This window comes from Companilactobacillus nodensis DSM 19682 = JCM 14932 = NBRC 107160 (assembly GCF_000615905.1).
Lineage (GTDB): Bacteria > Bacillota > Bacilli > Lactobacillales > Lactobacillaceae > Companilactobacillus > Companilactobacillus nodensis.
Genome location: NZ_BAMN01000008.1, coordinates 1 through 22,563 on the forward strand (window position 1 = coordinate 1; position 22,563 = coordinate 22,563).

The following is a 22,563-nucleotide window of genomic DNA, read 5'->3' on the forward strand; positions in this document are numbered from 1 at the left end:
CGTAATTGCTGTACCAATGGCTGCAGAAGAACCTAAGCCGCGTTCTATCGGCAGGCTGCTGTCAATACTGATTGCGTAACTTACATGTTCAACATTTAATTCTTGGTCTAGTAGGTTGATCAAGTATTTAACTCCGGATAATGAATCTGGGAGTTGGTGAATTTTACCAACGTAGTACTTAGATGATAAAGTACTTTCTTTTTGATCATTAATTTCATTGATGCGAACAATGACTGGAATACTGACCAAAGGGATGGCGATTGCGGGATATCCGTAGACTACGGCATGTTCTCCCATAATAATTGTTTTTCCATGACTTTTTCCGATTCCTTTAAGCATATGCACACCTCAGTTTCTCTAAAATTATATTTTATACATCTCAAGCTTTGATTTCCACTGTGATTACCTCAACTATGATAGAATTTTTTCAGGAGAATGATTATGACATTAAATTTTGTACTCGGTAAAAACAAACTCGACCATCAAAAGAAAATGATGGAATTATTCAAAGATGATTATCAAAAAATCCCAATGGACAGTTCTTTTTTCTAGTTCCTAACCATATTAAATTCGAATCTGAAATTAATACGTTAAAGGCACTAGGGCAGGATAATGGAAATGAAGATGAACTAATTGCGACAAGCAATGTTCAGACGTTCTCATTTTCACGTCTAGCGTGGTATTTTTTGCGTGGCCAAAGTATTTATAACACAGATTCCTTAACGGAAACTAAATCAGCCATGTTATTACGCAATATTATTTTACAACATAAAGCTGAATTAAAAATATTTTCAGGAATGGTCGGTAAACCTGGATTCATTGATCAATTGTCGACACAGTTCACTGAACTACTGAATGGACAGGTGGAGCCAGATGACTTGGAATCCGTTTTGAGTCAAGATGATCCCGAAGTATTTACAGATAAGATTCAAGAATTAGATATTATTTATCAAGATTATTTTAACCAAATTCAAGGTTTAGCAACTAATACTTTTCAATTGGATGCTTTAAGCCAGTTTTTTGATGAAGATTTACATACAAATAATTATTATTTTTATATATCCGGTTTCTCATCCTTTACCGCCGCAGAATTAAATCTGGTTAGATCGATGATCCTGAATTGTCAAAATGTGACGATTTCCTTTGCATTGGAACAACCTGCCATGAAGATGGATGAAGTTTCAGATTTTTATTATCGTTCAGCGAATACTTACAATCAGCTGTATCAAATTGCCCAAAAGGGACAAATTGTGTTTCATAATTTCTTTGCGGGTCGATTAAGAGTCTCCGAAGATATTGGCAAACTAGAAGATTATTGGATTCAATCTAGTGAATATAGTGAGAGAATTCAAAATACTTCATTGAATGATAAAAGTTCCGTGCAGATTTGGAAATGTACTGACAAACAAACAGAAGTTTCATCGATCAGCACTTATATTCGTCAATTAGTCGCTAATCAAGGTTATCGATATAAGGACTTTTTGATTTTGACGCGAGACTTAGGCCAGTACAGTTCATTTATTGAATCGTTTATGGAAAACAATGAAGTTCCATATTTCATTGATCTTCAAAACAAAATGACTGATCATCCCTTCAAGAAAATGGTCGATCTACTATTTGCCTGGGTCAATCGGGGAATGCAGAGTAGCGACGTTATTGCCTTGTTGAGAACAGAACTATTGATACCTGAAGTATTTGAAAAAACTGACATTTCGATTTTTCGTGAAGCAGTCGATTTAACTGAAAATTACGCACTCGCTAACGGAATTACTAGACGTGTATGGTTGGGTAAGAATTTCACTCCTGATGCCAGGCTTGATAGTAAGGTCGATGCTGAAAAAATTCGTAGTTATCGCTTAATGAATGCCATCAAGGACTATGTTTCAGCACTCTACACCGAGTTAAATGATTTCTTTGAACACACACATACAACTGTCGAAGCAGCTGCTTTTATTTATAACTTCTTGGTTGATCATGGAGTATTTAAACAATTAATTGAATGGCAAAAGTTGTCAACAGAGCATAATGATTTATCACAAGCAGATCAACCGCAACAAGTCGTCAATAAATTTAATGAAATACTGGATGAATATGTCAATGTCTTTAGGGATGCTGAATTCAGTAGTGAAGACTTCATTGAGATACTGGATGCTGGTTTTGAGACTGCCACGTATTCGCAAGTTCCGTCGACATTGGATGCTGTAAGTATTTCTGAAATTGGTATGATTCAACCTAATGATCGTAAAATCACGATTATTCTTGGTTCAACGGTCAATAACATGCCAGGGACATCCGTTTCAAACAATATTATTTCGGACGATGAACGACAAGCCATTTCTGGAGCATTGGGCGAGGGTAAGTATTTGAAAGATTCAGACGAAGTTGTTAATAATTCAGAGCCGTTCCTGCATGATGTGGTCTTCACCACGGCTAAAGAACGACTGATCTTCACTTATCCCAACTTTACCGACGATAATAAGCAACAAGAATTATCAAGCTACGTTGTTCGTATCATGAACCATTTTGAATTACCTGAACAAAATGTTCTACTTAATCCAGATTCTAAAGACGCTGAAGAGAATCAGGTCATCAGATATATTGGTTCGAAGACGTCTAGTCTTAATTATTTGATTCGTGTATCACGTTCAGCGTTGGATAATAAGATTGGCTTGTCCAGTCAATGGAATTATGTTCGCAATAGTTTGCTGAACGATGATCCTGATCAGACAAAGTTTGTTATGAGTTCGTTAGACTATAAGAATATTCCACACGATCTGCGTCCTGAGACAGTTGAACGTCTATATGGCAATGATATGAATATTTCTATTTCACGACTCGAGACATTTTATGAGAACGAATACCAGTATTTCTTGAAGTACGGATTACGTTTGAAACCGAGACAATTATTTGAGATAACACCAGCACAGACTGGTTCACTATTCCATGCTGTTCTGGATGGTTTGGTTAAATATACCAACCAGGAAAAGGTCAAGATTCAAGATTTGACTGATGAGCAATTGTCGAAACTAGTTAGTGATATTTTTAAGGAAAAAGTTAGTTATCCTGAAAATAAAGTATTTCTAGCTTCCGCAAGAATGGAGTTCATTGCCGGTCAGATCGAAAAGACTTTGCGTCAGCTGGCTTTGGCTATTAAACGTCAATTGTCACGAAACAAATTTATTCCGAGAGCTTCTGAAGTCACTTTTGGCCGCATCAATAACCAAGAGAACTTGCCAGGATTGTCGTTCAGAATTCTCGATAAGCATTGGATCAATGTTCGTGGTAAGATCGACCGAATTGATGAGATGCTGGTAGATGGCACTGATTATTTAGCTATTATTGATTACAAGTCTAGTGAGAGAGATTTTAATTTTTCAAACTTTCTTGAAGGACTAACGATGCAGATGCCAACGTATCTAGAGAGTCTCAATCAGAATTTGGACATCTTAAAGTCCGAAGCAGGTGCCGGTGAAGCCAAAGTGGCTGGAGCCTTTTACTCACAGATTTTAAATCCAAAATTAAAATTAACTCGTAGTGCTATCACCGACACAGACTTGTTAAAAGAATTTAAGCTCAAAGGATTAGTTATTGATGATGAACAGTTGCTTCAGAACATTGATACTAAGCTGATCGGTAGCGGTAAGTCACCAATCGTACCAGTGAAGTATAAGAAGGATGTCGGTGTGCTGGGTGAACCAGACAGCATCTTGAGTCAGTCGGACTTCTTCAAAATATTAAATTATAATCGTCATTTGATCACCAAGGCTGGTGAAAAAATCTATTCTGGAAAATTGAATCTTAATCCATATCGTGATTATCAATTGAAGACTGGTTTGACGTACAGTGATTACCAATCGATTTTCCAATTCGATGCGATGTTACCAGAAAATGATTATCATGAGATTATTAAATATAAAAAAATCGATGTATTAAAACGTATAGCAGATATCTTAGAGGATGGTGAAGAAGATGCCTAAATGGACTGATGATCAAAACAAAGCTATTTTTCATCATGGACATGATATTTTGGTTTCAGCCGCAGCAGGTTCTGGTAAAACGACGATTTTGATCGAACGAATCATTGAAATGTTAAAGAACGGTGAAAATATTGATAATCTCTTGGTGTCGACCTTTACTGAGCTGCAGCCATGGAGATGAAGGACCGTCTAGTCGCTCGTATCAAGGAGTTATTGCAGGATAAGGAATTGAATAAGGAAGTTCGAGAACATCTTCAGAAACAAATTTTCAAGATTCCTATCGCTAATATCAGTACGCTGCATGCTTTTTGCCTGAGCGTTATTCAGAAGTTCTATTATGTGATCGACCTTGACCCTAATTTCAGATTGATCAGTGATGATACTGAGAAGTCAATGTTGCAGGAACAGGCTTTTGATAATGTTAGAAATAAATACTATGAAAAAAATGACGAAGAGTTCATGCGAATGACTGAGAACTTCTCCGATGACCGAAGTGATGACGGCTTAGTTGATGTTGTATTTAAGTTGTATGATTTTGCAATCACTAATGCTAAGACTGACGAATGGCTGGATGGCTTGAGCTCAATTTACAAACTTGATGCGCCATTCAATCAGACTGAGTTTTATCAAAAGAAGTTTTTACCTCAATTCAATAAATCATTAGACCAAATTATTTCTATGTCACAAGGTGCTATCAATACAGCATTGGACGATGAATTAGGATCACTGTATATCAAAATGTTCAAAGAGATGATTGAGCAAGTTGAACTAGTTAAAAAAAGTGCAGCTGAAAAATCATTTGATGATCTAAAGGAAAGTGTATCTAAACTTAAGTTCACATCGGTTCCACGTGTCTCCGCTAAACAAAAAGAAGGATTGGATACTACTATTCTGGATTTTGTTAAAGGGGTTAAAGACAACATCACTAAGAGGATTAGAGATGGTCTGATCAATGATTACTTTATTCAAAATGAAACTGACACATTAGCCTCAATGAATACTTCTGCTAAGATCATTGATAAATTGGTTGAAGTTGAACGTCGATTCATGAAGGAATTCACACGAATTAAGTTAAGTAGTCATGCTTTGGACTTCAATGATTTGGAACACCAGGCAGTTCAGATTTTGTCAGCCAAAGTTGACGACAAACAAATTGCTTTGGACTACTACCAAAGTAAATTTCATGAAATCATGATCGATGAGTATCAAGATGTGAATGCAATGCAGGAAAATATCATTCAATTATTGTCGAATGATGACAATAATATTTTCATGGTGGGGGATATCAAGCAGTCGATCTATGGTTTCCGTCAAGCTGCACCATATATTTTTGCCCACAAGTATGACGAGTTTCAAAAGGACGATAATCCTAATGAATTGATCAATCTTTCGATGAATTTCCGTTCATCGGGATCAGTTGATACATTCGTTAATGATATTTTTAAGAAGATATTTGATCGAACAATCGGTGACATTAATTATGATAAGAATTCTCAACTGGTTGAAGGAACTGATTTTCCGGATGATGCAGATACGCAGAATGAGTTGTATATTTTGACCAAAGAACACAATATCAATCAAGTTACTAAACGTCAGTCACAGATTGAATTTGCGGCCAAGCGGATCAAGAAATTAATGGATTCTAAGTTTCAAGTCTATGACAACAAGCATAAGGAATATCGTGACTTGAAGTATTCAGATATTGCTATTTTATCGAGAACTAAAGGCAATAATACCGATTTAATCTCGTACTTTTCAAAGGCTGAAATACCTTTGATGGTTACGGATGCACAAAATTATTTTCAAACAACTGAGTTACAAATTATGATGGCGATGTTACAAATCGTTGATAATCCTCGACAGGATATTCCTTTGGTAGCTGTATTACGCTCACCGATCGTTGGTTTGAACGAAGAAGAATTAGCCAGATCCGTCTAGCTGATAAGGGTGATGATTACTACACTGCAATGAATCTTTATGTTGAAGCTGACACTAGTGATCAAAAACTAGCTGAACGACTCAAAGCATTCTTCATTCAACTTGAGACTTATCGTGACTTTGCTAATAAAAATAGTATTGCACGCTTGATTTGGAAGATTTATCAAGAGACTGGTATTTTGGAGTATGTTTCAGGGATGCCCGGTGGTAAGCAACGTGCAGCTAATCTTCATGCCTTGTACCAGAGAGCAAGTGGCTATGAAGAGACTAACTTCAAAGGACTACATGCCTTTATTGATTTCATTCAACGAATGGAAAAAATGAATAAGGATCTTTCACAGCCTAACAGTATTGAAGTTGTCGATGATACGGTCAAAGTAATGACCGTACACGCATCTAAAGGATTAGAGTTTCCAATCGTTATCTTCTTGGATCTCAGTCACGGATTTAATAAGCAGGATTATATTGGCGGGACATTGTATGATGTTGACCTCGGTATAGGTGTGACACTGCTCAACACTGACAGTCGAATTACGATTCCCACCATTCAGAGAGCATTGATTGCTACTAAGAAGAAAGTTGCAACTGTTTCTGAAGAAATGCGGCTATTGTACGTTGCATTAACACGTGCTAAGCAAAAGCTGATCATGATCGGCTTCGAAAAAGATACTGGCAAGATGTTCAGCAATTGGGACAGTACGATTGTTCAAGATAGTGGTGTGATCGATGAGGCCTCACGTTTGGGTGCAGGTACCTATCAGAACTTGATAGGGATGAGTACTCTATCAGATAATGAGCGTTTGCTGGCAGATGGAACAGATCATTATGAGAATCGTGATGCGCACGTTGAATTAAAAGCTGTCCAAGAAGATGAAACTCAAAAGACTTCTACAAATAACAAAGTGATTCAAATTGCAACGGAGCAGCCTTCGAAGCTATTCCGTGATACTGTCAACAATATTTTGAACTTCAAATATCAACATCAAGAAGCTGTTGAAACCACAGCTTATCAGTCAGTTTCTGAAATCAAAGGACTGTTCGCTGATCCCGATGACGATGAGATGGCAGATGACTTGTTGTCAGATAAGGGAAAATATATTCAAGATAGTTTTGCTAAGCCAAAATTCATGGCTGAAACTAAGTCAGTATCTGCTGCCGAAGTAGGTAGTGCCACTCACTTATTACTTCAAAAAATAAGCCTTGAACAAACACCAACGCTTGAAACGTTTGATAAGTTATTAACTGACTCAATCACTGATGGAACGATCGAAGAAAATGTCGGCAAACGAATTGATCTGCAAAGTCTGGCAGACTTCTATCAGAGTGATTTAGGACAATTGATTTTGGAACATCAAGCAACAGTTTCACGAGAATTTCCATTCTCAGTGCTGATGCCAGCAAAAAGATTGTTTAAAAACACAGGAAAAAGTGATTCGAGTGAGGATAAGATTTTGGTTCATGGTATTATTGATGGAGTGATTGAACTAGAGGACGGAATAATTCTCTTTGACTATAAGACCGACAATGTGAATAATAACAATCTCGATGAAGCAATCGAGAAATATTCAGGACAATTGAATCTTTATGCGCAAGCAATATCAGTTATCCGTCACAAGCCAGTCAAAGAAAAATATCTGTACTTCTTGAAAATTAATCAAGCAGTAAATTTAAGTAAAAATATTAACTAGGATTAGTGGTGAACTATATTGAAAAATTCCTACGCTGTTGTTGACCTTGAGACAACTAATGCCAATTGGCATGACAACGGGCGTATCATTCAATTTGGCTGTGCACTCATAGAAGATGGCGAGATCGTAAAGATCTATAATCAGAAGATCAATCCGCAGGTACCGATTCCAAGTCGAATCACAGCCTTAACGGGATTAAGCGACGAAGATGTTCGAGATTCACCCACTTTTGAAGAAATGGCACCAAAGATTTTTAAATTATTGAAAAACAAAGTATTTATTGCTCACAATGTTAATTTTGACTTTACATTTTTGAATCGTGAGTTTAAGCGGATTGGTATGAATGAATTGAATATCAAAGCAATTGATACGGTTGAATTATCACAAATACTTTTTCCGACTATCAGTAGTTATAAGCTACAGGATCTGACGGGATATTTGAGTATTCAACATGACAATCCGCATAGTGCCGATAGTGATGCTTTGGTTACAGCTAAGTTATTTTTGATAATTATTAAACGATTAGAAGAATTGCCAATTCAAACTTTGAAGTTGTTGGCTGATTTTGGCAAAGACACGATCCGTGATACGAATATGGTCTTCAAACAAGTAGTTCATGAAGTGGAAGGTAAGAATAATGTCTTACCGGATTACTTGTATGAACGAAATGGTTTGATCCTTCGTAAAAAAGATCTCCATGTTAGTGAAACTATTGATCGGACATCGAAGTATCCTGACACCAAACTTGATAAGCAAAAGATGCTGGAAGGTGTCTTGGATTATCGTAAGAATCAGGCTAAGTTGATGGACGACATTTATCAAACTAGTCAACATCGCAATAAGCATAAGAAATGGAACTTGATCGAAGCTCCAACTGGCTCTGGTAAAACGTTAGGTTATTTATTGCCATTGTCGTATGTGGTCAATAATAATCAGAAGTTAGTAATTGCGACAACCACGAAGGTATTGCAACAACAGATCATCGACCAATCGATTCCATTACTGAATCAGGTTACTGGTAATAGTTATCACGCTGAGGTTGTTAAGAGTAGTTATAATTTTATCGATCTCGATCGATTCTACGAAGCGTTAGATAATTATCGTATGCATAGTCACACAGCTATTCTAAAAATGAAGATCATTGTTTGGTTGACGATGACGACTACTGGTGATCTGAGTGAATTACATTTGACCAACTATAACAGTCCGCTGTTTACGATTATCAGACATCGTGGTGAACAAAAGGAAAATACACTATTCAGTCGAGATGACTTCTGGATGTATCAACAAAATCGTTATCAAGAATCATTGATACTAGTTACGAATCAATCCTATCTGGCGAGAAATATCGATAGTTCGATTTGGGGTGGAAATTCTTATCTTGTAGTTGATGAAGCTAATCACTTCGCTAATAGCTTGAGGGATGTTGCTTCACCAAGTGTTGATTTCTTGAAGCTGAATGAATATGTCAAAAAAATCAGTGACATTTTATATCAAAATCGTGTCACACTTCGTTATGCTTTTACGGAAGTAACGACACAGCTTTGGAATTATCAGGATCTTCAGGATATGGAGAGCCACTTCCAAGCGACTGATGAACTAATTGAGAGATTGGAATTCAATGTTTTTGAAAATTACGTTCAGGATAATGTTTCGTTTAAGAATCGTGAACAATTCGTCTCGATAATTGATAGCGGTCAGAAGTTTGGTAAGGGCAATTCTGAATTGATCGACTTACTTTCGGACCTGATTGTTGAATTGTCGCTGATCGTTAATCGAATCGATACATTATTTGACCAATATAATTTTCAGAAGAATTTTATTTCGGTTGAATTGTCAAAAATTATTTCGAATCTGATCATTGAGAACAGTAAACTACGCGGAATTCTAGCGAACGTCGATGAATTGCTACAGTCATTGCAAGGACAAAATCAAGAATTCGGTGTTGAATTGGAAATGCGTGATTACTACGAACCCAATACATTAAAAATCAGTTGGCGTCAATTTGACATTAAGAATCTCATCGATCAGGTAACCGAAAGATTCAGCCAAATCGTTGCAATCGGTGCCGCGATAACGATTCAAAAAGACTTCTCGCATTTCATCATGGATCTGCAATTAGATGAAGAACAGATCAATCAGATGAAGATCTTGCCAGATGCCAATAATATGGCTAGAAATAGTAAAATCTTCTTACCGTCTGATGTTCCGGATATCTTTTCACTTGAAGAAGACGAGTATTTTGATATGGTTACGCGTTACATTGTTGAAATCCTAGACAATTTGGATCATCAGACTATGATCCTTTTCAATTCCTTGAATACTCTCAGTAATGTTTATGATCGATTGATGAGAACCGATGTAAAAGAAAAATGGGAGATTCTAGCACAGGGTGTGACTGGAACTAATGAGAAAATCAAAAAGCGTTTTGCAATAGGTAAGAGATCTGTCTTACTTGGTGCCAATTCTTTCTGGGAAGGAGTCGACTTTCCTAAGAAGATGCTGGAAATCTTGATTGTAACCAGAATTCCATTCGAATCTCCAGAACAACCGGATGTGAAGATCCGCCAAGATATTTTACGCGAACGAGGTTTGAATATTTTTAAGGCAGACGCCTTGCCTAAGGCGATTTTACAATTGAGACAAGGCTTAGGTAGATTGGTCAGAAGCCTGAGGACAAAGGGGTTATTCTGCTATTGGATAATCGTATCTTGACTAAGAATTATGGTAAAGAGATATTGAATTCATTGCCTAAGGGATTGCAAGTTGTTGACGAAAACATAGATTTAATTAAAAAAGATATAAATGAGTTTTTGAATTAAGTAGTAAGTTGATATAATATTATTGCTGTACTATTTTAGTTGACTAAGACAAAGGAAGAATTATGAATAGAAGCACAAAAATTTTACTTGCAATATCACTAATTGCACTAGTTATCGTTTCGGCATTGACGTACATTAATCTTTCTGCTGCACCGAACTCAAGTGCTAAGTCACAAGCTGATAATATTGCAGAACAAAAAGCGGGTATTACTCAACCGGATTACTTTGGTAATTTCACTCGTGAGAAGCAATATTACTCAGTCGGTGGTTTAACGAAGACTGATAAATACCGTTACGTAATTATTAATGCAAAGAGTGGTAAGACCAAGACAATCAATTTGAATAATGCACCTGTTCGTAAGGATGTTATCCAAGGGGTCGCTGACAGATATAGTGCGACTAAGATTTTGCACATTAACCTCGGTATGTATAAGAACAAACCTACTTGGGAAGTGGCCTTCAAAAATAAGAAGGGTACTATTGGCTATAACTTAGTTGACTTTCATACAGGCAAGAGCGTTCAAATTATAAATAACTTATAAAATATTGTGATTAAAGAATAGCATTCAGGACGTTGTTTACTTGGTAAATGGCGTTCTTTTTGTACGTAACATTATTTACTACTTGATAGAAGGATGTGAATTTAATGAACGAGAATACTTTTGATGAATTTTTGACCAGTGGGAATACAAACATTAGTAATTTGATTATTCAAAATTACAGTAAGCTGGGCATGACTGAAAAGGACTTGATAGTATATTTGGAATTGTCTCTATATGCGCAAAAGGGAATTCAATTTCCAATGGCATCTAATATGGCCAACGACACAGGCATGGACGAATCAACGATCTATACGATTATCCAGGGTTTGATCAAGCTGGGCATCATTGAATTAAAAACAGTGATAGATCATCATCAGCAACGTGATATTTATTCATTGACACCAATTTTTAAGCGACTAGAAGTTTTACTGACGCAGCAATCAGACGAGAATCAAAAGAATCAGTTGATGTCTGCGACCGAAGAATTATTCAAAAAGATCGAAGTTGAATTTGGTCGTCCAATTTCTCCAATAGAACAGGATCAAGTGCATCAATGGATCGATGATGATCATTATTCGATTGAGCTGATTGATTTAGCATTGAAAGAGGCCATCCTCAATCAAGCCTATTCAATGAAATATATGGATCGTATCCTAATCAGCTGGGAAAAGAGTAATATTAAGACAGCGGAACAACTCCAAGAAAGACGAAAGAAGCTGGGATATTAATGTTAAAAGATGAACAGATTGTCTGGGCTATTCACCAGATGGAAGAAGATATCGGACCAGTTGGTCCATCACTGGATTCAAGAACACCATTTCAATATCTTGTATCGGTTATTTTAAGCGCACAAGCGACAGATGTGTCAGTGAATAAAGTTACACCTATTTTGTTCAAACTCTATCCAGACCCTAAGGATTTGATGAATGCGGACGTCGAGAGTGTCGAACGTGTTATTAAAAGTGTCGGCTTGTTCCATAATAAAGCCCGAAATATTATCAAAACCGCCAAAATCGTTCATGAGGAATTGAATGATGTTGTACCGACAGATCGAAAGGGTATCATGGCTTTGCCAGGTGCCGGACGTAAGACGGCCAATGTTGTGTTGAGCGATGTCTTCAATGAACCAACGTTTGCAGTTGATACACATGTTTCTGCTATTTCTAAGAGATTACATTTTGTAGATCAAAAGGCATCCCCACTACAAGTTGAGAATAAAATTGTTGGTGTAATGAAGCCCGAAGAGTTACATCAAGCACATCACACAATGATTGAATATGGCCGCAAGTATTCGATGAAGTTAGCTCCAGAAAAAGAAGTTTGCCAGTTAATCATTGATTGTGACAAATTAAATGAAGAAAATGAAGCTGAAATATAAAAAAACATCAAAATCGAAATTTCGATTTTGATGTTTTTTATTTGCTTATTTAGATGAAGCAGTACCGCTCTGGGTAGTTGTGGAACCACCTTGAGTAGTTCCACCTTGCTGCCAGTGTCACCACCAGTTGTACCGCCGCCATTAGAACTACCATTGCTATTGTTATCATTGCCAGTAGTACCACCACCGTTATTACCAGTACTATTATTGCCATTGCTGTTACCAGTATTTCCAGTGTTGTTATTATTGGAATTAGTGTTACCTTGATTGTTCTCATTAGAATTACTGTTACTGTCGTTGCCGGTAGTACCGGTACCAGTCGTAGTTGAATTGTTTTCGCTGGTATCGTTATTTTCATCAGTAGACTCTGAATTGCTACTTGATGGTCTAGTTGTTGTCACATCATTAGAACCAGATTCAGAAGTACTATTCGATGATGATGAATAACTTTCAGTACCTTTATAAGGATTATTTGGAGCGTATCCCTTAACGAACAATTCACTCGTTGCACCACTTGATGAAGGGGCAACTATGGCTGATGTCGATCCATTGTCGAGGATATTCAATCTGACAACGGAACTAGGTTTCTTCCAGTTAGGTTGGTACTATCAGATCTATCCTGGAGGTATTCCATCATTTCTTTGTAGACCTTACCTGGAACACTCTGGTATGTCATTGCAATACCTTCACTATTAGGTGAATCATATCCAGTCCAGACGCTCATTGAATAGTTCTTAGTAAATCCATTGTACCAAGCATCTTTAGCCGTTCCACTGAGTGCTGAATTAGATGAAATGGCACTGTCATCATAATTAGTTGTACCAGTTTTACCAGCTTGATGAAGTCCTGATATATTAGCATATGTGGCATACTCAGTTGGTACACCTTTGAGCATATCAGTAATCATGTAAGCCGTTGATGATTTCATGACACGTTTGCCTTTAGAACTGTATCTATGAGTAATACCGTCGGCAGTTTCAATCTTAGAGACGTAAGTTGGCTTGTAGTAAGTTCCACCATTTGAAAAGGCGGAGTAGGCTGAAGCACCTTGTAAACTAGATGCCTCGGCACCAATACCGACACTCAATGGATCACTGTTCTTGAGATCCATTCCAAGATTATTGGCAAATCCCTTGGCCTTGGATAATCCAACATCACTAAGGGTACGGATGGCTGGAATATTTCTGGAGTTTACCAGTGCGTCACGCATACTGATCTGTCCTTCATATTCCTCATCCCAGTCTTTCAATTCAATGTCAGTTCCAGCGTAAGTATAAGCAGTATCTTCAACTTGATGGTAAGTTGACCAATTCAAGTATTCGATCGCGGGACCATAGTCTAGAATAGGCTTCATCGTTGAACCATTGCTACGCGAAGTTTGAACCGCACGATTGAGACCGAATTGAATATTTGAAAGATTTCTACCACCGATCATTGCAATAACTTCTCCGTTATTAGGATCGACGATAGTGGCTCCAACTTGTTCTTTGGAATCTTGGAAACGAACATTTCCTGAATTAACGATGCTATAAAGTTTTCTTTGAGCAGCGTAATCCATATTGACTGTAATCTTTAAGTTATCACGATAGGGGTCGAAGCCTTTTTTCTTAACTTCAGTTATAGCTTCCTTGATATAAGGATCAGAGACGATACGTTTTGTATCGTTACTGTTGCTGACCTTTTTGTATGGTTGTAAGCCATCGTCGATCGGTGTGTTTAAAGCTTCAGTTTCTTCGGCTTTAGTAATCTTGTTATTCTCATACATAGCGTAAATAACGAGGTTACGACGATTCTTAGCTGCCTCAGGATGAACATATGGATCGTAGTTACTTGGGGCATTTGGAATACCGGCAAGCATTGCGGTTTGAGCAATTGTTAGCTGGTTCAATGATTTACCATAATAATACTTAGATGCGGTTTTGATACCACCGATACCATTATTGAAGTATTCCTTATTAAGGTAGAACTCAAGAATCTGTTGCTTGGAAAATTTTTGACTGACGCGCATTGCTAGATAAGCTTCTTGCATCTTACGCTTAAAAGTTTGATCCTTGGCATCAGTTGAGAAGACTGTTAATTTGATCAATTGCTGAGTCAAAGTACTAGCACCTTGTAATGTACCTTTAGTAACATTAGTTATTGCTGACTTGACAATTCTAACTGGATCTATTCCTAAAGGTTCGTTATAGAAGTTTTTGTCCTCAATAGAGATGACAGCATCTTGAACTCTTTGGGGAACTTTGTCGATTGTTACGTAATTTCTTTTATTGGCACCTAGTGAGGCGATAGTCTTGCCATTAGTGTCTACAATAGTAGAAGAACCACCACTTTGGAGGTTTTCTTGACTGACAACAGGAGCACTCATTGCATAGTAGATAAAGACTACAATGAATAATCCGACTAGCACACCAATGATTGCAAGGATCCATTTAAAAATAGATTTGCTGATCGAACTAGATGAAGGAGCGTTGTTTTTCTTTTTACTCATTTTTTCTCCCTCCCACTTTCTATAAGCTGTTGAACAGCGTTAATATAAGGTAAAGTAGGGTTATAATTGGGACTTATTTCAATTGAGCAATCAATGATCTGCTGCAACTGAATCGACTTGGCACCATCATGCCTTTGTCCATCCCAATATTCAAATAAATTATCTGCTGGCATAATGAAATACCGTTTCAGAGCAACGTACTTGATAATAACGAAGCATATTCCACCTTGCTTTTGACAAGCTTTCAAGTGGTCGATTTGATGTTGATGAAAGTTCTTCAAAGGAAAGGTATTCTTATGCTTCGTTTCCTTAGCCTCAAAGTCAACGTAATATCCTTGATAGACACCATTGTAATCAGTAGTTGAAGCTTGAACGAAATAAGCTTCTTTGATCACAGCACGGCTTCGTTTGGGATAATCTACTTTGACAATTTGTATAGGCGTTGGTTTTTTATAAATTACGGCAACGTCATGACTACGATAATATTTGTTGCTTTCATTTATTTCCTCCTCTAAGGTCATACCACGGTCACCAAAAATCAGTTTCTTTTTGGCGGAGGTATCAGCTGAGAGCTTGGATGATGCAGGTGATGATGGGCTGTTGAATTGCCGACCATCAGGGTAATTAAATTTCAAAATATCAACTCCTACTTGAGCATTATACCATGATTGAGTAGAGGAGAAAGACGGGGCGCCTTCGGTCTACTCTGTTTTAATTTAGAACATTATACAGCAATATATCAGTAACATATTCAAGGAGATTTATTTAATGATAAAAAATTTATGGATAACCGGATATCGTTCATATGAGATTGGTTTGTTCAAACCGGATGATCCCAAAGCAAAAGTAATTCAAAAGTTTTTTGCGGAACGATTAACCAACTATGCCGAAGACGGTATGAAATGGGTCTTGACCGGTGCTCAATTGGGCACTGAACAAATTGTCGGCAAGGCAGTCAAAGATGTAAAAGATAAAGGATATGATATAAAACATGCCGTCATGTTGCCTTTTTCTGAGTTTGGTGCAAAATGGAATGAGAATAACCAGCAATTACTAAATATTTTTTTAAGAAATGCTGACTATACTAACAAATTATCTAATATGAGTTATCATTCAAGTGTACAGTTGCGAACATGGCAAAGTTTTATGTTGAAACATACCGATGGTGCGATGATTTTTTACGATCCGGATAGCGGTGGCAAACCAAAGTATGATTATGAAGCTATCCAAAATTATCGATCTGCGGGTAATGACTATCAGTTAGAACTTGTAGATTTTGACACAATGCAGGATTTTGCTAATATAATGTTTGATAACTAGCCTAAGAGTTACTTCTTTTGGTATAATTAACTAACACAAATTGGGGTGTTCAATATGAATAATATGAATCAAATGAATGGATTTAATCAAAATCCACAAGGAAATGACAATAATTTTGTTTTAAACTTCCAACCAAATGATATTTTGCAAAAGGAATTTAAGACAAAGATGAGAGGATACGATCCAACCGAAGTTGATCAATTCTTAGATGGAATCATCAAGGATTATGAAGCTTATTCAAATGAGTTGAATCGTCTTCAATCAGAAAACGAAGGTCTTAAAGCTCAACTTGGTTCAAAGGGTCAACAACCACAACCAAAGCAAGCTCAACAACAGATGCCCAAGAATCGTGTTTCAAGACCACAAATGAATAATCAACCAACAACTAGTTCTATTGCTGAATCTTCAACAAATTATGATATTTTGAGAAGACTTTCTAATCTGGAGAACCGTGTCTTTGGTCATGACTTCTCAAAGGGTCTTCCTGACGAAAATAACCAAGAAGTAAAACAATTTGCTTCAGCAGCCGTTCCTAACAACATGGCTGGAAGCAGTGTGGAAAGCGGACATAACGAGATCAATCCTCGTATGCAACAACAACCACAAATGAATAATCAACAACAAGGATTCAATGATCCTAATCATTTCCAAGCTAATCGTCCAAACCAAAATATGAACGGTTTTAACGGAAATAATGGAAATATTAATAATAATGGTAATTTTAATCAATTTTAGTGTATAATAAGTTCATCGGTAAATTTTGAGTAATCGCGGCTTAGTTATCTAAGCTGAGGAAAGTCCACGCCCGCACGAGCTGAGATGCTTGTAGTGTTCGTGCTTGGCCCAATAAGCAAGGTACCTTTTGGTAACGGCAGCGAACGCACTAAAGTTTCGACCATGTGTTACTAGCTTGAAAGTGCCACAGAGACGTAGTATTACGGGAAACCGTAATAGTGGAACGAGGTAAACCCCGCGAGCGGGCAACCCAAACTTTGGTAGGGGCGCTTCATAACGAGAAATGAATCTACTGTGAAGGCGTAATTGTAGATAGATGATTACTAACTGTATCGGAGTGCCTAGCCGGTACATGAACAGAACGTGGCTTATAGAAATTTACTAAGGTAAGGGACGACTTGTTCGTCCTTTTTTTGTATAAAAATTTAACTCATGAAGAGGTAGAAATGAAATTAATTGCAACAATGTCAAGCGGTTTTGAAGCTATAACCGCACGTGAATTACAAGATTTAGGTTATGAGACTCAAACAGAAAATGGCAAAGTATATTTTGAAGGTGAATATGAAGATATTGCCAAGGCTAACCTTTGGTTGCGTAGTGCCGATAGAATTAAGATTCTGATCGGTACTTTCAAGGCAACAACCTTCGAAGAATTATTCGACAAAGTTTATGCAATAGATTGGGATCAGTGGTTGCCATTGAATGCGGCATTCCCAATAAAAGCTAGAACTGTTAAGTCTGCACTTCATTCCGAACGTGATATTCAAGCAATTACAAAAAAAGCCATCGTTAATAAGATGGCTGATATTTATATGCGTCGTGGAAGATTGCCAGAATCTGGCGCAACTTTCCAAATTGAAACACGTATTCACAAGGATGAAGTTGAAGTAACTCTTGATACAACTGGAGCATCCCTCTACAAACGTGGATATCGTGTCGAGCACGGTGCTGCTCCATTGAAGGAAAACTTTGCGGCCGCAATGATCCTATTAACAGTTTGGCATCCTAATATGCCATTCATCGATCCAACAACTGGTTCAGGAACGATTGCGATCGAAGCTGCTCGTTTAGCTAGAAATATTGCACCTGGTATTCAACGTCACTTCTTGTTCGAAGATTTCGATTGGTTCGATCCTAAGATCATCAGTAATTTGAAGGAAGAAGCTAGAGCCGGTGAAAAAGATGTTGAGCTAAATATCTTCGCCAGTGATATTGATGGTTCAATGATCGATATTGCTAAGCTCAATGCTCATGATGCCGGGGTCCTTCATGATATTCAATTCAAGCAGGTAGCTGTGAAGGATCTGAAGATCGAAGGTGATGACGGCGTCATCATCGCTAACCCTCCATACGGTCAACGTATGAGTGACATGGAGAATGTTAGAAAACTATACAAAGAAATGGGAGAAGTCTTTAGGACCGCTCCCACTTGGAGTAAGTATATTCTAACTAGTGATCTGGAATTTGAAAAATACTACGGTGAAAGAGCTACTAAGAAACGTAAGCTCTACAATGGTTCAATCAGAGCTGATTACTATCAATACTGGGCTACTAGACGTCACTAATTTGGTTACAAACTGTTGCGGCGATGAAGATCCCACAATATCATTAGAATCATGATTGCGGTAATTGCAAGTGAGAAGAACCATGACCACCACTTGTCAGCGACTGGTAACTTCATATTCATACCATAAAAACCCGATACGATCGTGGGAATACTTAAGACAATTGTGTAAACTGTCAGTATTTTCATGGTCGTATTTGTTTGGTTATTCAAAATATTGTTGTATGTATTAGATATTCTGTCGATGATGTCAGAACTCAAACTGGCTTGATCACGAATCTGTTCGATCTCAACGATCGAGTCGTGTAAATGTTCTTTTGATTTCTTAGATAAACTAATATTTTGAATTTTACCCGATGAGATGATTTCGATTTGCTTAACAACGTTGAAATTACCATTAATGGCAGTACTGATATAAGTAATCAAATCTTCAAGCCCAGCTAGTTCCAAAATTTGGTTTTTGGAAGAACGGCTGTGTTTGATGTGTTCTTGGATTTTGTTACGGTCTCGATTGATTTCACTCATACGGTCATTGTAGTCACTTTAGACCTGGTCAAATGTGTTGAAGATGATTTCCCATATGCGGTCGTCCAAGTCACCTGTGAAGTGGTTATCGGCCTTAGTAATGTAATCTATCAAATAATGAGTGTCGTTGTTGGTAAACAGAAATAGTTGGTCGTCTTTGATGGCAAAAGAAACAGGTAGGGTAATATCTGACAAACTGTCATCAATTACGGTTTCTCTTTGAACGTTGAAGACAATCAAGAAGGTATTAGTATGTTCGTCAAATTCGAGACGTGCACGTTCGTTGGTATCATCTGCGTAATCGAGAATCTCATTAGTTAATTCGTATTTCTCGATCAATTCAGTACGATCCTTGTCACTTAAGTTTTCTTTGGAATGAATGTCGATCAAAGTTAGATCTTGACTCAATAATTGTGAATTTATCATAGTTGTTCTCCCTCGGAAACAATAATAGCATAAAAGCAATTCTGCCTATTTATAAAATAAATTAAAAAATTATAATTTTTCTAATAATCCCTCTGGTATAGCACGTGCTTTAATCCTATACTAATAAGCAAAGAGGGAGTGAACGTAAATGAAAAATACAAGTTCTGATTGTACTGAAATTCTAGTTGGTAAAGCTGCTAGTATGGATGGTTCCACTATTGTCGCCCGTAATGAAGAGGTTATGGTCCAATCAATCCGATTAAGTTTGTTGTTCATGAAGCAAAAGATCAAAAGAATGCTGAGTATGTTTCAATAACGACTGGTGTTCATGTACCGCTACCTGATCACGCTTTTCGTTACACCGCTACACCACAGGCTGATCAAAGTGATGGACAATATGAAGAAGCAGGTATCAATGAATACAATGTGGGAATGAGTTCAACCGAGACAACCGCAACTAATGCACGAGTTTTGGGTTATGATCCACTAGTACATGATGGTATCGATGAAGAGGCAATGCTGACGATCGTCTTGCCATACGTTAAGACAGCTAAGGAAGGTGCTATTCGTCTGGGTGCTTTGTTAGAGAAGTACGGTACTGGTGAATGTAACAGTATTGCTTTCAATGATAAAGACGAGATTTGGTTATTAGAAACTGCTGGTGGTCACCACTGGGCAGCAATGCGCTTGCCAGAAGATACATATGCTATCGTACCTAATCAAACGGTTATGCAAGAAGTCGACATTAATGATACAGATAACTTCTTAGTAGCAACTGACTTAGTTGAGTTCGTTGAAAAACATCATTTGAACCCACAACCAGGTCATTTCAATTTCCGTGGGATTTTTGGCACACAGAGTGAAGCTGATGCTTATTACAACACACCACGTACGTGGTATGGTCAAAAGTTATTTAATCCTGAGATTGAACAAGAACCAACTGCTCAAGATATACCATTAACTAGACAACCAAGTAAGAAGATTGCGATCGAAGATGTCCAATACTTCTTGTCATCACACTACAATGGAACGAAGTACGATCCATTTGGTACTTTTGCATCTGGAACGGCTGCCGAGCAACGACAATTCCGTTCAATCGCAATGGATCGTAACCAAGCCTCATCAATTCTACAGATCAGAAATGATGTTGATGCTAAATATGCTGGTGTACAATGGCTATCACTTGGATTCTTTGCATACAGTCCTTATGTACCGTTCTACACGAATATTACTGATACACCGGTCGATTATAAGAACACTACTAACGATGTTGATGTCAACAATGTTTATTGGTTGGAGAAGACACTTTCAGTTATGATCGAACCACATTATCACGAATATTCAGATATGATCCACGCGTATTTGGATGACTGTCAATCCTATGCTCGTCAACGGATCGAAGATACGGATAATGAAGCCAAGTCTTTTGACGGGGATGTTGCGGAACTCTTAACTAAGAACAGCTTGGAAACAGCTGCTACAGTTTCTGGTCGTACGCATAAGTTATTTGATGCGATCGTTAAAAAAGGCTTGATGCTTTCTAAGACAACTTGGGAAAAGGGTCAAAACTTATAGTAAACAAAAAATCTTCTTGGTCATTTCTGATCAGGAAGATTTATTTGTTTACAGACATTTAGTTTTTATGGAGTAAAGAGATTTAATAATTCAGTTTGTGGGATGCCTTTGAAATAGTCATCTAAGTTGAATTTATCGAGTACAGCAAGAATATCATCGCGGTCAAACTTCGTACCGATTAGTTTACTCTTAATGTCAGTAACATCTTTCATACCGAAGTAGTCACCATAGATTTGAGCATCCTTGATTTTACCATCGGAAACATTGTAACGAACATCAACAGTACCATATCGAAGTGTTTTCTTTGTTTGGCAGTGAATTCAGGTGATTTACCATATACCCAATCCCAGTTATAGTAGTACTTCTCTTTGATCTTATCGATTTCTTTTTGATCTTCAGGAGTTACTACATATTCATGGCCTTTGATCTCATCCAATGAGTTAGCGTGGAATAGTTCCAATAATAATTTGTCACGGAATTGTTCTGTTGTAAGGTTTTGATATTCTGGAGCAAGGTAAGGGCGAACATTAGTTACACGACTTCTGATAGATTTGATACCTTTTGAGGCAATCTTGTCTTTTTGAACGTGTAGAGCTTTTGTTAAAACGTCCAAGTCAACATCTAGTGATAATGTACCATGTGAGAATGTCTTGCCATTTCTTGAGTACATAGCGTTACCAGAGAACTTCTTACCATCAACTAGTAAATCATTTCTACCTGAAACTTCAGCAGTGGTTGCGCCCATTTGGTGTAATGCGTCGATAATAGGTTGTGTGAATGATTTGAAATCACCAAAGTTCTTATCGTCAGAGTCAACCATAAAACTGAAACATAGGTTACCAAGATCTTGATATACGGCACCGCCGCCAGATAGACGACGAGTAACGGTAATATTATTGTCTTTGATATAGTCTGGATTGATTTCTTCCATTGTGTTTTGGTTACGGCCAACAATGATACATGGTCCTTCAATATAGAAGAGTACAAGTGGTTCGTCGAATTCAACATTGTTCATTAAGTATTGTTCTGTGGCCAAGTTGTCACGAATATCTCGGTCCTTCATTACAACGTAATACATGAAAAAGCCCCCTTGAGTATTTTTGTAAGCGATTTAATAATATCACATTTTTCACAAATCTTACATCAAAAACCTTTCACTTGCGCAATTTTATCAGCTCATGGTGAACTAAGCTGTGTGCGGATCGATTATCTTTGTCTGCGATATGTTTCACAAAGTATGAAGGAAAGTTTGTGAGTTGTTTTAAAATATCGTCTAAGATAGTTTGATAATGTTTAGAATACTTTTTGTCTATACTATCTGTTAGAATTTTACTATCAGAATGGATGAATAGTATGTCAGAGTTCCAGTTATGCTCTAAAAGCTCATCTAGTGCTAATTTTAATGCCAAGAATTCCAGATAGTGGTTATCAGTCGGATTTTGTGGCTGAACACGATTGATTGTTTGGTCATTATATTTTATAACATAGGCGGTAGCGGCAAGATTTAAATTAGAATTTAAACCGGCGTCGGTGTACAATTTAATCATCTTATTAAAAACCTTTCAGGAGTAATTATGTCAAAGAA

Annotated in this window: 14 protein-coding genes, 1 other RNA gene and 6 pseudogenes; 14 read left to right on the top strand and 7 right to left on the bottom strand. The window is 37.3% G+C overall.

Annotated elements, in window-relative coordinates:
* Positions 1 to 339, bottom strand: a 339-nt coding sequence (locus JCM14932_RS07100) for a mevalonate kinase family protein (protein WP_025024280.1), incomplete at its 3' end; no start/stop codon positions are given.
* Positions 340 to 563: 224 nt separating this feature from the next.
* Between JCM14932_RS07100 and JCM14932_RS07110 the strand changes: the two genes are divergently transcribed.
* The 9 genes and pseudogenes from JCM14932_RS07110 (at position 564) to JCM14932_RS07140 (ending at position 12,345) form a co-directional block, all read left to right on the top strand.
* Positions 564 to 3,977: a PD-(D/E)XK nuclease family protein gene (locus JCM14932_RS07110; protein ID WP_369342825.1), complete on the top strand. Its 3,414-nt coding sequence runs from the start codon at positions 564 to 566 to the stop codon at positions 3,975 to 3,977.
* Positions 3,970 to 5,270, top strand: a pseudogene (locus JCM14932_RS17555) (UvrD-helicase domain-containing protein); the annotation flags it as partial. The gene JCM14932_RS07110 and the pseudogene JCM14932_RS17555, both read left to right, overlap by 8 nt.
* Before the next feature lie 99 nt (positions 5,271 to 5,369).
* Positions 5,370 to 5,915: a 3'-5' exonuclease gene (locus JCM14932_RS17560; protein WP_235700562.1), complete on the top strand. Its 546-nt coding sequence runs from the start codon at positions 5,370 to 5,372 to the stop codon at positions 5,913 to 5,915.
* A 29-nt stretch (positions 5,916 to 5,944) separates the two neighbouring features.
* Positions 5,945 to 7,603, top strand: coding sequence for a 3'-5' exonuclease (locus JCM14932_RS17100; RefSeq protein WP_051528083.1), 1,659 nt, complete (start codon positions 5,945 to 5,947; stop codon positions 7,601 to 7,603).
* An 18-nt stretch (positions 7,604 to 7,621) separates the two neighbouring features.
* Positions 7,622 to 10,299 (top strand): annotated as a pseudogene (locus tag JCM14932_RS07120) (helicase C-terminal domain-containing protein); the annotation flags it as partial.
* Entirely contained in the window at positions 10,300 to 10,425 is a 126-nt protein-coding gene (locus JCM14932_RS17430) for a hypothetical protein (RefSeq protein WP_268870364.1), read from the top strand.
* A 62-nt stretch (positions 10,426 to 10,487) separates the two neighbouring features.
* On the top strand, positions 10,488 to 10,967 hold the full coding sequence (locus JCM14932_RS07130; RefSeq protein WP_025024283.1) for a cell wall elongation regulator TseB-like domain-containing protein: 480 nt from the start codon (positions 10,488 to 10,490) through the stop codon (positions 10,965 to 10,967).
* A gap of 104 nt (positions 10,968 to 11,071) precedes the next feature.
* Positions 11,072 to 11,695 carry a DnaD domain protein gene (locus JCM14932_RS07135; protein ID WP_025024284.1) on the top strand — a complete coding sequence of 208 codons (624 nt, stop codon included), beginning with the start codon at positions 11,072 to 11,074 and terminating at the stop codon, positions 11,693 to 11,695.
* Positions 11,695 to 12,345, top strand: coding sequence for an endonuclease III domain-containing protein (locus JCM14932_RS07140; RefSeq protein WP_025024285.1), 651 nt, complete (start codon positions 11,695 to 11,697; stop codon positions 12,343 to 12,345). Before JCM14932_RS07135 ends, JCM14932_RS07140 begins: the two co-directional genes overlap by 1 nt.
* On the opposite strand, the gene JCM14932_RS17105 is transcribed toward JCM14932_RS07140, so the two are convergent.
* From JCM14932_RS17105 to recU, 3 genes are read right to left on the bottom strand one after another with little or no spacing between them, the layout of a single operon-like run.
* Positions 12,228 to 12,911 carry a hypothetical protein gene (locus JCM14932_RS17105; RefSeq protein WP_235700554.1) on the bottom strand — a complete coding sequence of 228 codons (684 nt, stop codon included), beginning with the start codon at positions 12,909 to 12,911 and terminating at the stop codon, positions 12,228 to 12,230. The two genes, JCM14932_RS07140 and JCM14932_RS17105, sit on opposite strands and share 118 nt — an antisense overlap.
* Positions 12,908 to 14,833: a transglycosylase domain-containing protein gene (locus JCM14932_RS14860; protein ID WP_051528085.1), complete on the bottom strand. Its 1,926-nt coding sequence runs from the start codon at positions 14,831 to 14,833 to the stop codon at positions 12,908 to 12,910. The genes JCM14932_RS17105 and JCM14932_RS14860 overlap by 4 nt, the downstream gene beginning before the upstream one ends.
* Positions 14,830 to 15,468: a Holliday junction resolvase RecU gene (recU, locus tag JCM14932_RS07150; protein WP_025024286.1), complete on the bottom strand. Its 639-nt coding sequence runs from the start codon at positions 15,466 to 15,468 to the stop codon at positions 14,830 to 14,832. Before recU ends, JCM14932_RS14860 begins: the two co-directional genes overlap by 4 nt.
* A 133-nt stretch (positions 15,469 to 15,601) precedes the next feature.
* Between recU and JCM14932_RS07155 the strand changes: the two genes are divergently transcribed.
* The 4 genes and pseudogenes from JCM14932_RS07155 (at position 15,602) to JCM14932_RS07165 (ending at position 18,453) form a co-directional block, all read left to right on the top strand.
* A complete protein-coding gene (locus tag JCM14932_RS07155; protein WP_025024287.1) occupies positions 15,602 to 16,153 on the top strand; it encodes an SLOG family protein in 552 nt (183 codons plus the stop codon).
* 72 nt (positions 16,154 to 16,225) lie between these two features.
* Positions 16,226 to 16,615, top strand: a pseudogene (gene gpsB, locus JCM14932_RS17110) (cell division regulator GpsB); the annotation flags it as partial.
* A gap of 294 nt (positions 16,616 to 16,909) precedes the next feature.
* Positions 16,910 to 17,264, top strand: an RNA gene (gene rnpB, locus JCM14932_RS16310) — RNase P RNA component class B.
* 70 nt (positions 17,265 to 17,334) lie between these two features.
* A complete protein-coding gene (locus tag JCM14932_RS07165; RefSeq protein WP_025024289.1) occupies positions 17,335 to 18,453 on the top strand; it encodes a THUMP domain-containing class I SAM-dependent RNA methyltransferase in 1,119 nt (372 codons plus the stop codon).
* Positions 18,454 to 18,458: 5 nt separating this feature from the next.
* Here the strand turns inward: JCM14932_RS07165 and JCM14932_RS14870 are convergent.
* Positions 18,459 to 19,403 (bottom strand): annotated as a pseudogene (locus JCM14932_RS14870) (magnesium transporter CorA family protein).
* A gap of 148 nt (positions 19,404 to 19,551) precedes the next feature.
* On the opposite strand from JCM14932_RS14870, the pseudogene JCM14932_RS14875 reads away from it, so the two are divergent.
* Positions 19,552 to 20,978: pseudogene (locus tag JCM14932_RS14875) on the top strand (C69 family dipeptidase).
* 65 nt (positions 20,979 to 21,043) lie between these two features.
* Here JCM14932_RS14875 and lplA read toward each other — a convergent pair.
* Both lplA and JCM14932_RS07185 read right to left on the bottom strand, forming a co-directional pair.
* Positions 21,044 to 22,056, bottom strand: a pseudogene (gene lplA / locus JCM14932_RS14880) (lipoate--protein ligase).
* 76 nt (positions 22,057 to 22,132) lie between these two features.
* Positions 22,133 to 22,525, bottom strand: coding sequence for a reverse transcriptase-like protein (locus JCM14932_RS07185; RefSeq protein WP_025024290.1), 393 nt, complete (start codon positions 22,523 to 22,525; stop codon positions 22,133 to 22,135).
* Positions 22,526 to 22,563: the final 38 nt, after the last annotated feature.

Coding starts and splice junctions, on each gene's coding strand:
- JCM14932_RS17560 (WP_235700562.1), top strand. CDS start 5,370: ATGAATTTCCGTTCATCGGGATCAGTTGATACATTCGTTAATGATATT.
- JCM14932_RS07140 (WP_025024285.1), top strand. CDS start 11,695: ATGTTAAAAGATGAACAGATTGTCTGGGCTATTCACCAGATGGAAGAA.
- JCM14932_RS07185 (WP_025024290.1), bottom strand. CDS start 22,525: ATGATTAAATTGTACACCGACGCCGGTTTAAATTCTAATTTAAATCTT.
- JCM14932_RS14860 (WP_051528085.1), bottom strand. CDS start 14,833: ATGAGTAAAAAGAAAAACAACGCTCCTTCATCTAGTTCGATCAGCAAA.
- JCM14932_RS07130 (WP_025024283.1), top strand. CDS start 10,488: ATGAATAGAAGCACAAAAATTTTACTTGCAATATCACTAATTGCACTA.
- JCM14932_RS17100 (WP_051528083.1), top strand. CDS start 5,945: ATGAATCTTTATGTTGAAGCTGACACTAGTGATCAAAAACTAGCTGAA.
- JCM14932_RS07155 (WP_025024287.1), top strand. CDS start 15,602: ATGATAAAAAATTTATGGATAACCGGATATCGTTCATATGAGATTGGT.
- JCM14932_RS07135 (WP_025024284.1), top strand. CDS start 11,072: ATGAACGAGAATACTTTTGATGAATTTTTGACCAGTGGGAATACAAAC.
- JCM14932_RS07165 (WP_025024289.1), top strand. CDS start 17,335: ATGAAATTAATTGCAACAATGTCAAGCGGTTTTGAAGCTATAACCGCA.